Genomic DNA, 11,454 nt, shown 5'->3' on the forward strand with positions numbered 1-11,454 from the left:
AAACTGTCTGGTGTACTTGCTCATATGAAACGCCCCTGAGGTTGGATTTTTGTCCAACGTCAGGGGCGCAGTTCGGCGCTGAACTCAAGAAATGCGCGATCCCTGTGGGAGCGGGCGTGCCCGCGAAGGGTCGCAAAGCGGCCCCAAATTACTTAACTGACAGGCATTACCTATGGGTAGGTGCCTTTTTTTTGCGCTGGAGTTGCCTACCGAGTGCGCCAGGCGGTTTCCGAGCGCCTTGGGCATCTTGCTTCCGCCCCGCCGCCGATTACCGGGCGGGTACTTGCAATATGAGGTACGGTTCAAGGTTGCATCGATGTCATGCCGTGATGGTATGCATTCCTATAAAACCGTTTCGCAGTAGGCTGCCGCAATCCGAAGCCGTTGCGCTATCCTAAATGGCTGAATGCAATTATCTTTTCCCGCTGCACAACTAATCGAACCGGCAAATGTCATTCACAGCAGGCCGGCCATTCATCGGGACGCCGGCCTTCACCACTGGAGCGAAGGCACATGGCAACACTGCAAGGCAGCACGTTGGAGGCTATCCAACATAGCCAGGCACAACTGCGCGAGGAATGGACAGCCGGCCTCGAAACCAACGGCGCCACGCGCAATATCAAAGAACAGGTACTGGCACAGGAAACCCAGGAATTTCTGCAGTTGCTGGTGGACGGCCTGCGCGCTGGTGGCGGCAGCCACCTGGCCGGCAGCGAGTGGGAGGCGTCGCGCCGGTTCCTGGAGAAGCTTTCTGCCAGCCGCGCTCAGCTTGGCCACGATTCGCACCAGGCCGCGTTCTTCATCTTCGCTTTGAAAGGGCCGCTGTTCGGCTTGCTGCAAACACAGTACAGCAGCGAGCCGGCACGCCTGGCCGAGCAACTGTGGCTGGTGTCGGAACTGCTCGATGGCATGGGCATGCACACCATCCGCGCTTTCCAGAAAACCCGCGAGGAAGTGATCAGGCGCCAGCAGGAAGAACTGCTGGAGCTGTCTACCCCCGTGGTCAAACTGTGGGACGGGGTGCTGGCGCTGCCACTGATCGGTACGCTGGACTCGCAGCGTAGCCAGACGGTCATGGAGTCGCTGCTGCAACGCATCGTCGACACCGGCTCGGAAATTGCCATCATCGATATCACCGGTGTACCCACCGTCGACACCCTGGTCGCCCAGCACCTGCTGAAGACCGTCACGGCCATCCGCCTGATGGGCGCCGACTGCATCATCAGTGGCGTGCGCCCGCAAATCGCCCAGACCATCGTGCACCTGGGGCTGGACCTGGGCTCGCTGACTACCAAGGCCAGCCTGGCCGACGCCCTCAAGCTAGCCCTTGCACGCCTGGGCTGCGACATCAGCAAGCAGGGGTAAGCCCATGGAGCGTATCCCGATCCTGCAAATGGGCGAGTTCCTGCTTGTGACCATTCAGGTCGACATGCACGACCAGCTGGCGCTGACCCTGCAGGAAGACCTTACCGAGCGCATCAGCAGTACCTCGGCCCGGGGCGTGTTGATCGATATTTCCGCGTTGGACATGGTCGACTCGTTCATCGGCCGGATGATCGCCAGCATCTCTGGCCTGTCACGCATTCTTGATGCCGAAACCATGGTGGTCGGCATGCAGCCGGCCGTGGCCATTACCTTGGTCGAACTGGGCCTTACCCTGCCGGGCGTGAGTACGGCGCTCAATGTGGAGCGTGGCATGCAGGTGCTGCGTCAACGAGTGAGCCAAAAATGAATGTGCGCGAAAGCGGCAGCCAACCGGTGCGAATCGAACAGGATGTGGTACTGGCGCGTCAGTTGGCGCGCAAGCTGGCCGGCGAATGCGGCATGCGCCTGGTGGACCTGACCAAGCTGGTGACGGCAGTCAGTGAACTGGCGCGCAACACGGTGGTGTATGGCGGTGGTGGCGATATGGACTGGGCTGTGCTGGAGGATGGCGGGCGCACCGGTTTGCGCCTGTTGTTCCGCGACGAGGGCCCCGGCATCCCCGACATCAAGTTGGCGCTGACTGACGGCTGGACCTCGGGCGGTGGCCTGGGCCTGGGCCTGACCGGCGCTCGGCGGCTTGTCCATGAATTTGAACTGGACACCGCGCCAGGGCAGGGCACACGCGTGACGATCACCCGATGGGCATGAACCTGTTTGCCAGCCAGACCCAGGTGATGGGCCTGGCAGACCCGAGCGATGTTGGCCACGCCCGGCGTACCGCACAAAAGCTGGCCGAGCGGCACGGCTTTGACGAAGAGGACTGCGGCCGTGTGGCGCTGCTGGCCACCGAGCTGTGCAGCAACGTGCTCAAGCATGCAGGCTGCGGTGAACTGCACCTGCGGGTGCTGCCCCGTGAGCACGGGGGTTATGCCATTGAACTGCTCACGGCGGACCGTGCCCAGGGCTTTGATGCACAGGCCTGCCTGACCGATGGTTATTCAACCGCAGGCACCCAGGGTATCGGCCTGGGGGCCTTGGCGCGCATGGCCCAGGTGTTCGATGTGTACGCCGATGCGCGCGGCGCGGTGGTGCTGGCGCGCGTGCATGCCCAGCGCGACCACGCGCCAGACCTGCGCGTGGGGGTAAGCCAGCATGCCCTGCACGGCGACCCCGCCTGTGGCGATACCTGGCACCTGGCGATCGAAGGGCAGCGTATCAGCGCCCTGGTGATCGACGGCCTGGGCCACGGTGTGGATGCCCAGGCTGCAGCCAGCGCGGGCGCGGCAGTGTTTGCCCAGGCCCCGTTCGCCGGCCAGTTGGAGCAATTGCAGGCCATGCACCATGCCATGAATGGCAGCCGTGGTGGCGCGGTGGCGATAGCACGCTATGACGGTGCCCGCGACCACCTCGGTTTTGCCGGCATCGGCAATATCGGCGCCAGCCTGGTGAGCGCCACCCAGGTGCGTGGGTTGGCTTCGTTGCCCGGCATCGTTGGCGGCCAGTATAGAAAAGCCCAGGTATTTGACTACGCTCATGCAAATGGAAAACTGTTGATCATGTACAGCGACGGCCTGCAGTCCCGTTGGAATCTGGAGAATTACCCTGGCCTGGTGCACCGCCACCCGGCCGTCATCGCGGCAGTGCTGCACCGCGACTTCTGCCGGGGCCGGGATGATGTAACCGTGCTGGTCATCGACCTGGAGGCGGCGCATGGCTGATGCAGAGGTAATTGCCCGGCTGCAGGCGGATAACGATGCCCTGCGTGCCGAACTGGAAGAAACCAACCAGGGCGTACTGGCCCTGTACGCCGAGTTGGACATACAGGCCGAACAGCTGCGCCAGGCGTCGGACTTGAAAAGCCGCTTCCTGTCGTACATGAGCCACGAATTCCGCACGCCGCTGGGTTCGATCCTGAGCATCACCGGCCTGCTTACCGACGAGCTCGACGGGCCGCTGTCGGCTGAACAGCACCGCCAGGTCACCTTCATCAGCACCGCCACCCGCGAGCTGTCCGACATGGTCGACGACCTGCTCGACCTTGCCAAGATCGAAGCCGGGCGCATCAGCATCTCGCCGGCCTGGTTTGACATGCTCGATCTGTTCGCGGCCTTGCGCGGCATGTTCCGGCCGATTGTCGACGCTACTGCAGTCGACCTTATCTTCGAGGAGCCTACAGGGCTGCCGCGGCTGTACACCGATGACAAGAAGCTCGCGCAGATTCTGCGCAATTTCATTTCCAACGCGCTGAAGTTCACCGCTCAGGGTGAGGTGCGGGTGTCGGCCCAGCTGTATGGCGACGACCGCATCCGCTTTGCCGTCAGTGATACCGGCATTGGCATTGCAGCAGAGCTGTTGGATACGTTGTTCGAAGATTTCACCCAGGTAGATTCGCCACTGCAGAAGCGCTTTCGCGGCACTGGCCTGGGCCTGTCGTTGTGCAAGCGCTTTGCCATGCTGCTGGGTGGCGAAGTGGGGGTGCACAGTGAACCAGGGGAAGGCTCTACCTTCTTCGTGGTGATTCCTCTGGCCCTGGCTCAGGAGAACGCCGATGAAACCTGAGGTGCGCTTGCTGATCGTGGACGATAACGTCGCCACCCGCTACGCACTGCGCCGGCGCCTGGTAGTGCACGGCTACGAAGTGCTGGAGGCAGGCACCGGCGGTGAAGGCCTTGCGCTGATTCGCGACGAGCAGATAGATGCCTTGATCCTGGACGTGAACCTGCCCGACATGAGCGGGTTCGATATCGTACGGTTGCTGCGCGAAGATGCCCGCACGGCGTTGTTGCCGGTGATTCACGTGTCGGCCGCGTCGATCCAGAGCGGTGACATCATCACCGGCTTGAACGCTGGCGCCGATGCCTACCTGGTGCACCCGGTAGACCCGGATGTGTTGCTGGCAACCTTGCGTACCCTGTTGCGGGTGCGGGACGCCGAGCGCGCCCTGCGCCAGAGTGAGGCGCGCTTTCGCGAGATATTTACCGGTGTATCAGCGCCCATCGCGGTGCTCGACGCCGAGTTCAAGGTGCACGAGTGCAACCAGGCATTCAGCCATCTGACCCAGGAAAACAGCAACCCCGGGCAACTGCTGGAATGCTTTGCCAGCGGCCAGGAGCCAGCGTTGGCTGACCTGCGCCGGCACCTGGCGGCTGGCGAGCGCTGGAAGGGCACCCTGAGCATGCTGGTGCACGGGCATGTACGCGAAACCGAGTGGCAACTGTCGCCCTACCAGGCGCCAGGGCTGTGCCTGGTGTTCATCGAGGACATCACCGAGCACCGCCACCGGGAGCGCTCCCACCTGGCCCGCCTGGACGATGCCACCAACCAGTTGGCGCGGGAAGTCGCGGTGCGCGAACGCACCGAAGCGCAACTGCTGCAACTGCAGAAAATGGATGCCCTGGGCAGCCTGACCGGCGGCATTGCCCACGACTTCAACAACTTGCTCACCGGCATCATCACCAGCCTGGAGCTGATCTGCAAACGGGTGGCGGAAAACCGTATCGAGAAAGTGCCCAGGTACGCCGAAGCCGCACTCAGTTCAGCCACCAGCGCGGCCTCGTTGACCCACCGGTTGCTGGCCTTCGCGCGCCAGCAGCCACTGGATACCCGCCCGGTGGACGTCAACCAGCATGTACGCTCGCTGGAAGAGCTGCTTAACCGCACCATCGGCGAGCGCATCAAGCTTACCCTGGACCTGTCGACCCACCCGGCCATCGCCCTGGTCGACCCGGTGCAACTGGAGAGCGCGGTACTCAACCTGGTGATCAACGCGCGCGACGCCTTGGCCAAGGGGGGGCGGATCTGGGTGAACACCGCAGCCACCTGGTCGCAGGGCAACCCCGACCTGGCAGACGGCCATTACATTGCCGTCAACGTGCGCGACAACGGCAGCGGCATCGAGCCGGAGCTGTTGGAAAAGGTGTTCGACCCGTTCTTCACCACCAAACCGGTGGGCCAGGGCACCGGGCTGGGGCTGTCGACCATCTATGGCTTCGCCCGGCAGTCCGGCGGGCATGTGCTGCTGAGCAGCGTGGTGGGGCAGGGCACGGAGGTGACCCTGTTGCTGCCGGCCAGCGCGGAGGCCGCGGTCGCGGTGGAGCCGGCCAGCGTGCAGAACCTGCAAGGCAATGGCGAGCACGTGCTGGTGGTGGAAGACATGGCCTCGGTGCAGGTGGCGGTGGCAGAAGCGCTGACCGATGCCGGGTACCGCTGTACGGTGGCCACCACCACTGATGAGGCGTTGCGGCACCTGCGCGACGACGCCAGCCTGGACATGATGCTGACCGATGTTGGCCTGCCGACCCTCAGCGGCCGCGAACTGGCCGACCTGGCGCGTTGCTACCGGCCCCAGTTGCCGGTGCTGTTCATGACCGGGTACGCCGATGCGGCCCAGGACCGCCAGGCCTTTCTCGGTGCGGGCATGGACATGCTGGTGAAGCCGTTTCAGCTCTATGAGCTGCTGGTGAAAGTGCGCCAGGCGGTCGGTACACGCTGAGGCAATTACCCCCGTCCATTTTTTCTGAAAATAAATGAGGTGTTTTCTCATTCTCGTTCGGCCTTTGCACAAGGCCGGAATACAGGCCAGCCGCCGACCCTCTACGGAGCGAGAAAATGAGTTCGACACCGGTTCCACAGCGCCACCTTCTCAGCCGTGCCATGCACGCGGCGATTCTGGGTTTGGTTGTCAGCAGCCCGGCATTGCCAGCGCTGGCACAACCTGCTGGCGCTGATCACGCCCTGCAACTGCAGCAGTGGAACATCCCTGCTGGCCCGCTGGCACCTGCGCTGGACCGTTTTGCCCGCCAGGCGGGTGTGAGCCTGGCCTTCGACGCGCAAACCGTGGCCAACCGCACCACCCCGGGCGTGCAGGGCGGCCTGGCGACGCCCGCCGCGTTGTCGGCGCTGTTGCAGGGGACCGATCTGCAGGTTGAACAGCAAGGCCCCCAGGCCTACCAGATCATTGCGCAAGCGCCGGCTGCCGGCCCGCTGGAGCTGGGTGCGAGCGAGGATTACCGGCTGGCGCCGGTCATCATCAATGCCAAGGTCAAGGCCAGCGCCGATGACGACCTCAATTCAGTGGTGGCCAAGGAGCTGTGGGTTGGTGGCAAGGTGGCCACCAGCATCCTCAACACCCCGGCCTCGGTGTCTGTGGTGACCCGCAAGGAAATGGAGCAGCGCAGCGTCAGCACCACCGAGGAAGCGTTGCAGTACAGCCCGGGCGTGGTCAGCGACTTCTACGGCTCGGACGACCGCAACGATTATTTCCAGATCCGCGGCTTCCAGGCCACCACCTACCGCGACGGCCTTACCCTGAGCTCGATGCGCGGTGTGCGCGAAGACCCCTATGCCTATGAGCGCATCGAGATTCTACGCGGCGCCAACTCCACCCTGTTCGGCCCGGCAGACCCGGGCGGCTCGGTGAACTTCGTGACCAAACAGCCGCGCTTCGAGAAGTTCGGCCAAGGCTACGTGACCTACGGCTCCTACGACCATGCCGAGACCGGCATTGACGTGGGCGATGCCCTGAACGACGAGCAGACCCTGGCCGGCCGCTTCACGGCCAAGCTGCAGAACAGCGACCGCGAGTACGACCACTCGCAAGACGACAACCGCTTCGTGATGGGCGGCCTGACCTGGGCGCCCAGCGACTTCACTTCGGCCACGGTGATTCTCGATTACCTCAAGACCAACAGCTCGCCCAACAGCGGTGGCTACCCGCTGGACAAGGAATACGACCGCAGCGATTTCTACGGCGAGCCCGGCTACAACTTCCACGATGTGGAGCGCACCAGCCTCAGCGCCAGCATCACCCACGACTTCGACAACGGTTTCACCCTGCGCAGCAACCTGCGCTACAGCGAGCTGAGCGATGACTTCGGCTACGTCTACCTGAGCGACAGCGCCGAGCGGGTGGGCACCGTGATCCCCCGCTACGTGTTCGGCACCGACAGCGACGCGGACCAGCTCAATGGCAACCTGATGCTGCAGTACGATGCCCAGTTCGAGCACATCGACAGCAGCACCCTGGTGGGCGTGGAATACCTGGACTCGACCAACAAACAGCGCTCGGTGTACAGCCTGGCGCCGTCGATAGACATCGCCAACCCCGTGTTCACCGGCGTACCCGGCGGCATCACGCCGTATAGCCGCGAGAAAAACGACGCCACCACCAAGGCCGTGTTCCTGCAGCAGAACCTGTCCTTCTACGACCGCGTCATTGCCACGGTGGGTCTGCGCAATGACTCGATGGACCTGACCAGCACCGAGTATGTGGGGGGTGTGAACAGGCAGAGCGATACCTTCTCGGAAACCTCTTACCGCGGCGCGCTGACCTACATCGTCAACGATGAAGTGTCGACCTACGTCAGCATGGTGGAATCGGTTTCGCCGCCGCAGGTAGGGGTTACCCCGCAGACCGGCAGGCAGTACGAAGTGGGCGTGAAGTACTCGCCGCTGGGCATGGATGCGATGTTCTCGGCCGCCGTGTACGACCTGACCCAGGAAAACGTCACCATCGCCGTGGTGCTGCCCAGTGGCATCATCGAGCAGCAAACCGTGGGCGAGTCCCGCGCGCGCGGCCTGGACCTGGAAGCCAAGGCCCAGGTCACGCAGAACCTCAGCCTGATCGGGGCCTATTCGTACATGGACACCGAAGTGCTGCGCGGCTCGCTGTATGACGGCAGCTCGCTCAAAGGCAAAGAGTTCACCGTTGCGCCCAAGCATACGGCTTCGCTGTGGAGCTACTACGACATACCCGACACCGACGTGAGCGTGGGCTTGGGGGCGCGGTACGTGGGCGGTTACTTCATGGACGCGGCCAACACCAAGAAAAGCGACGGCACCACCCTGTTCGACGCTGCGCTGAACTACAAGATCGCCAAGGGCACCGACCTGGCGCTGAATGTCAGCAACCTGTTCGACGAGCAGCATGTAGTGGGCTCGGGTACGGCCGATTACTACAACCCAGGGCGGGAAGTGACCGCCAAGTTGAGTTACAGCTGGTAAGCCAGCCCAGGCTCATGATCGTCACCCAGCCCCAGAGCTGGGTGACCCCCCTCCCAATCCAACCCCCGCATCGCCCAATCGAATAAAATTGTACAAAGAACTTTTCCTGTACAAGATAATCATAGGCCTGATATCAAAACGTCACTACGCGAAAACCCGTCCGCACCCCTGTGCAGGGGACCCAGCGTAGCGTCCAGCCAGGCCTTGAAGGGTTGCCCCCACGATGCTCAACAATCTCAGTATCTCGAAAAAACTGTACACCGGTTTCGGTCTTGTACTGCTCATCATCGCCGTATTGGTACTGACTGCCTTGCGAGGCTTCGACCAGGTCAGCAGCAGCGTGAAGCGCAATATCCACAGCTACGACGTGCTCAACCGCTCCAGCAGCATGCTCAACAGCCTTGTCGACATAGAAACCGCCATGCGCGGTTTTGCCCTCACCGGCCAGGACAGCTTCCTTGAGCCCATGAACACAGGCGAAGAGGCGTTCACCGACGCTTACAATCGCCTGAAGCAGGCCACCGCCGACAACCCCCAGCAGCAAGCCCGGCTGGCCCGCCTGCAACAGCTTTACCAACAGTGGTTGCAGCAAGACATGCAAACCAGCGTGAACCTGCGCCGCGAGGTCAATGCTGACCGCGCGCCGCTGACAACGCTGGTCAGCCAGATAAGCTCGGGCCAGGCCAAAGCCAAAATGGACGCCATGCGCGCCGTGATCAACGAATTCCAGGCAGCCGAGAAATCCCTGCAGGACGAGCGCAGCCTGCTGATGGACCAGGCAAAAGCCACCGCCTTCACCATCCTGATCGCCGGCGGGTTGGTGGCTGCAATCCTGGCTGTGCTGATCGCCACATTCCTCGCAAGAACCCTCACCCATCGCCTGGGTGAAGCTGTAACGCTGGCGCGCAACATCGCTGACGGGCGCCTGGACAACACCATCGCCATTGAAGGTAAGGATGAAGTCAGCACCCTCCAACAGGCATTCGTCGCCATGCAAGAGCGCCTGCGCACCATGATTGGCGAGATCAGGGCCAGTGCCGAACAACTGGTGGGGGCTGCCGACAACATTTCGGCGGCATCGGTACAACTCTCCGCGTCAGCCCAGGAACAGTCGAGTTCGGCCTCCTCGATGGCGGCCACGGTCGAGGAGCTGACCGTGAGTATCAACCATGTCTCTGACAATGCGGTGGAAGCGCATGCCCAGTCCAGCGAGTCTGGTCGCCAGTCCAGCGAAGGCGGCAGCGTGATTCAGGAAACGCTGGCGCGCATGAACCAGATCGCCCAGACCGTAGAAGCTTCTGCCGGCCAGATCAGCGAACTGGACAGCCATGCCGAGCAGATCAGCAGCATTGTCAGCGTGATCAGCGGCATTGCCGAGCAGACCAACCTGCTGGCCCTGAACGCCGCCATCGAAGCCGCCCGCGCCGGCGAACAGGGCAGGGGCTTTGCGGTGGTGGCCGACGAAGTACGCTTGCTGGCACAACGCACGGGCAATTCGACCCAGGAAATTACCGAGATGGTCAAACGCATCCAGTCCGGCACCCGCGATGCCGTGGGGCAGATGGAGGTGGGTGTGCAGCAGGTCAAAGGCGGTGTGACCCTGGCGCAACAAGCGGGGGAGGCGATCGTCAACATTCGGCAGTCTTCGGGCGACGTGGTGCGCATGGTGGATCAGATTTCCCTGGCGCTGCGGGAACAGACCGCGGCTAGCCAGGATGTGGCGCGCAACGTTGAACGGATTGCGCAGATGTCGCAGCAGAATAGCCAGGCGGTGGAGCAGACGGCCGAGACGGCGGGGGCGTTGCAGCGGTTGGCCCAGGGGTTGTATGGGCAAGTGGGGGTGTTTCGGATTTGACGGAGTAAGGGGGTGATGCCCCTGCGCGTGCGACGTCCTCATTCGCCGTGCGCGCAGGGGCCCTTGGCGGGCGATAGCGTCAGTGATTGATAGCTGCGAGCCGACTGACTTCTATCGCCTTTGGCCTTGAGGTTCAGCGCATCATGCCCAACTCCGCATCATCCAGCAGCGCTTTCCCCAGAGCGCAAAGATAGTGCGCTGCCCAGACCAGCTTCGGCTTGTCTTCCATCAGGCCATCAATGGTCAAATCCCGCGCATACCCCATCAGCTCCGACGCCTGTTCACGGGCGTTCTGGCAGGGGATGCCGGGTTCGATGCGGAACAGCGGGTGGGTCTGGTTTTCGCCTTGGAAGAAGATGGTTTTGCCGACAGTGCATTGGGTGTTTTCGGTGGTCATCGAGCAATATCCCTGGTCAATGCATGGGTTGCGGGCCGGCAGGCCTTTGTATTTGCGCCAGTACCGATTCGAGCAAACGGCGGAGTGTTTCCAGCTCGTGCATCGACGCCATGATCAACACGGAGGCGGGTGATCTGGGTTGCATCAGCATTGCTTGCTGGGCAACGGCTTCCGCGCAGAGCGCGTAGTCGGTTGCGAGCATGAGGGTGTCTTCCAGGGAGTGGGGGAGGTGGGGTGGGTCGGGGACGATTTTTAGCATTGGACTGTGTTCTCGATAGGGGCTACCGCCAACCCGCTGTCAAACGGAATGGTGGCAGCTGTGCATGGGTTGACAGACCGGCGAACACAGAAACCGGCGCACGCGAGCGTGCCCCATGCACAACCGCCATTAACGGTTATGCGCACTGTGTATCGTTGCGGCCTGTCAAAGCCGGTCGTTGATGAGCAACGACCCACCGAGCCTAGAACTCTGACCTTGAGGCTGCAACGGAAAACAGGCGCAGGGAGTATGTTTGGGAAACGTCCTACGCGGAAGGGGTTAAATCTGATCTTTTGGACCTGGACCAGCCAACCCCAGGCACCAAAAGACGCCCGGGGTAATGTCGGTCAGTTAAGCGATTGGGGTCGCTTTGCGGCTCATCGCCGGCAAGCCGGGCTCCCACAGGAGCAGTGCAGACCTCAAGCTTTGCGCAGTACCTGTGGGAGATTCTATGGTTTTAGGGAAGTTTTTTAAGCGGCTTTTGACCGATACTCGTCTCCGCTTTTCAGTAGGGCA

10 protein-coding genes are annotated in these 11,454 nt (G+C 62.4%); 8 read left to right on the forward strand and 2 right to left on the reverse strand.

All coding sequences use genetic code 11. From position 1 onward, the window contains the following. Positions 1 to 513: 513 nt before the first annotated feature. The 8 genes from QME24_RS24025 (at position 514) to QME24_RS24060 (ending at position 10,282) form a co-directional block, all read left to right on the forward strand. Complete coding sequence (locus tag QME24_RS24025; protein WP_054905951.1) at positions 514 to 1,365, forward strand: STAS domain-containing protein; 852 nt, start codon at positions 514 to 516, stop codon at positions 1,363 to 1,365. Positions 1,366 to 1,369: 4 nt separating this feature from the next. Then, the gene (locus QME24_RS24030; protein ID WP_054905950.1) at positions 1,370 to 1,732 is read left to right on the forward strand and encodes an STAS domain-containing protein; all 363 of its coding nucleotides are present in this window, start codon (positions 1,370 to 1,372) and stop codon (positions 1,730 to 1,732) included. Further along, complete coding sequence (locus QME24_RS24035) at positions 1,729 to 2,133, forward strand: anti-sigma regulatory factor (protein ID WP_029885914.1); 405 nt, start codon at positions 1,729 to 1,731, stop codon at positions 2,131 to 2,133. Before QME24_RS24030 ends, QME24_RS24035 begins: the two co-directional genes overlap by 4 nt. Further along, positions 2,130 to 3,143, forward strand: coding sequence for an ATP-binding protein (locus QME24_RS24040; protein ID WP_110676605.1), 1,014 nt, complete (start codon positions 2,130 to 2,132; stop codon positions 3,141 to 3,143). Before QME24_RS24035 ends, QME24_RS24040 begins: the two co-directional genes overlap by 4 nt. Then, positions 3,136 to 3,984: an ATP-binding protein gene (locus QME24_RS24045; RefSeq protein WP_054911674.1), complete on the forward strand. Its 849-nt coding sequence runs from the start codon at positions 3,136 to 3,138 to the stop codon at positions 3,982 to 3,984. The genes QME24_RS24040 and QME24_RS24045 overlap by 8 nt, the downstream gene beginning before the upstream one ends. Continuing rightward, positions 3,974 to 5,917, forward strand: coding sequence for a response regulator (locus QME24_RS24050; RefSeq protein WP_232893080.1), 1,944 nt, complete (start codon positions 3,974 to 3,976; stop codon positions 5,915 to 5,917). The genes QME24_RS24045 and QME24_RS24050 overlap by 11 nt, the downstream gene beginning before the upstream one ends. A gap of 116 nt (positions 5,918 to 6,033) precedes the next feature. After that, on the forward strand, positions 6,034 to 8,427 hold the full coding sequence (locus tag QME24_RS24055; protein WP_281691076.1) for a TonB-dependent siderophore receptor: 2,394 nt from the start codon (positions 6,034 to 6,036) through the stop codon (positions 8,425 to 8,427). A 223-nt stretch (positions 8,428 to 8,650) separates the two neighbouring features. Then, positions 8,651 to 10,282 (forward strand): methyl-accepting chemotaxis protein, encoded by a 1,632-nt coding sequence (locus tag QME24_RS24060; RefSeq protein WP_281691077.1) that lies wholly within the window; start codon positions 8,651 to 8,653, stop codon positions 10,280 to 10,282. A 133-nt stretch (positions 10,283 to 10,415) separates the two neighbouring features. On the opposite strand, the gene QME24_RS24065 is transcribed toward QME24_RS24060, so the two are convergent. Together QME24_RS24065 and QME24_RS24070 are read right to left on the reverse strand one after the other, a co-directional pair. Next, the gene (locus QME24_RS24065; RefSeq protein WP_192441056.1) at positions 10,416 to 10,679 is read right to left on the reverse strand and encodes a DUF3077 domain-containing protein; all 264 of its coding nucleotides are present in this window, start codon (positions 10,677 to 10,679) and stop codon (positions 10,416 to 10,418) included. Positions 10,680 to 10,695: 16 nt separating this feature from the next. Continuing rightward, complete coding sequence (locus QME24_RS24070; protein WP_281691078.1) at positions 10,696 to 10,938, reverse strand: hypothetical protein; 243 nt, start codon at positions 10,936 to 10,938, stop codon at positions 10,696 to 10,698. Positions 10,939 to 11,454 lie beyond the last annotated feature (516 nt).

Source organism: Pseudomonas sp. PARCl1, assembly GCF_947311875.1.
GTDB lineage: Bacteria > Pseudomonadota > Gammaproteobacteria > Pseudomonadales > Pseudomonadaceae > Aquipseudomonas > Aquipseudomonas juntendi.

Bases quoted from the DNA above. Each gene is read 5' to 3' on its own strand.
- QME24_RS24030 (WP_054905950.1), top strand. From the start codon at position 1,370: ATGGAGCGTATCCCGATCCTGCAAATGGGCGAGTTCCTGCTTGTGACC.
- QME24_RS24055 (WP_281691076.1), top strand. From the start codon at position 6,034: ATGAGTTCGACACCGGTTCCACAGCGCCACCTTCTCAGCCGTGCCATG.
- QME24_RS24040 (WP_110676605.1), top strand. From the start codon at position 2,130: ATGAACCTGTTTGCCAGCCAGACCCAGGTGATGGGCCTGGCAGACCCG.
- QME24_RS24060 (WP_281691077.1), top strand. From the start codon at position 8,651: ATGCTCAACAATCTCAGTATCTCGAAAAAACTGTACACCGGTTTCGGT.
- QME24_RS24025 (WP_054905951.1), top strand. From the start codon at position 514: ATGGCAACACTGCAAGGCAGCACGTTGGAGGCTATCCAACATAGCCAG.
- QME24_RS24070 (WP_281691078.1), bottom strand. From the start codon at position 10,938: ATGCTAAAAATCGTCCCCGACCCACCCCACCTCCCCCACTCCCTGGAA.
- QME24_RS24065 (WP_192441056.1), bottom strand. From the start codon at position 10,679: ATGACCACCGAAAACACCCAATGCACTGTCGGCAAAACCATCTTCTTC.
- QME24_RS24045 (WP_054911674.1), top strand. From the start codon at position 3,136: ATGGCTGATGCAGAGGTAATTGCCCGGCTGCAGGCGGATAACGATGCC.
- QME24_RS24050 (WP_232893080.1), top strand. From the start codon at position 3,974: ATGAAACCTGAGGTGCGCTTGCTGATCGTGGACGATAACGTCGCCACC.
- QME24_RS24035 (WP_029885914.1), top strand. From the start codon at position 1,729: ATGAATGTGCGCGAAAGCGGCAGCCAACCGGTGCGAATCGAACAGGAT.